This window comes from Bartonella sp. PS7NMGDW, from assembly GCF_042193585.1.
Classification (GTDB): Bacteria; Pseudomonadota; Alphaproteobacteria; order Rhizobiales; family Rhizobiaceae; genus Bartonella; species Bartonella grahamii.
Window position 1 is genome coordinate 1 of the sequence record NZ_JBHILX010000114.1, and the last position, 679, is coordinate 679.

Here is a 679-nt window from a genome sequence, read left to right on the forward strand (position 1 = left end):
CTGCTTGGTTGGAGAATGTATTTAAGCGTGGGGGTAGTGATGCGTATCATCTGTATAATACAGGGGCGGGTGGTAATGTGTATGGGGGACCTCGTATTGCCCCGTTAAGTGATCAAACGCGCTATGGCATTAGTGGTCTTGGCAGTATTCCTCATCATTATCAAAATCGCTCTTTGATGAATACAATCTATAATCCAACGTCGGCAGCCATGAATCTTAGACATATGGCTTCTGGTGGTATGGTTGGACAGAATCCGTCTTTTAATGCCGCCCTTCAAAATAGCTTAGACCGTGTAAGAGATACGATTAACAGTTCTTTTGCAGGTGCGGGTCGTTATGGGTCCGGTGCACATGCAGGTGTATTGGCAAATGAACTTGGTGCTTTGTCCACAAGTGCTACAGCAGACCAGTATAATCGTGATGCAGATCGCATGATGCAAGCCAATGCCATGATAGACCAAGCCAATCAAAATCAGTTGGGAGCCTCAAATAACTTCTTACAGGGTTATGGCAATGCCTATTCCAATGCCATACAGGGGGGAGGTGTGCTTGATAATTACAATCAGAGAGTTGTTGATGCCAATCGTGAACGTTGGCTGGAGCAAGACAATAGCGGCTGGAATAGGTTGAATATGCTTATGAACGCCGGTCATGGCTTTGCAAGGAATTACGGCACGAC

1 protein-coding gene is annotated in these 679 nt (G+C 45.9%); it reads left to right on the top strand.

All coding sequences use genetic code 11. From position 1 onward, the window contains the following. Positions 1–679 (top strand): hypothetical protein (locus tag ACFIKJ_RS09605; RefSeq protein ID WP_375670569.1); only part of this gene is annotated, 679 nt, incomplete at both ends.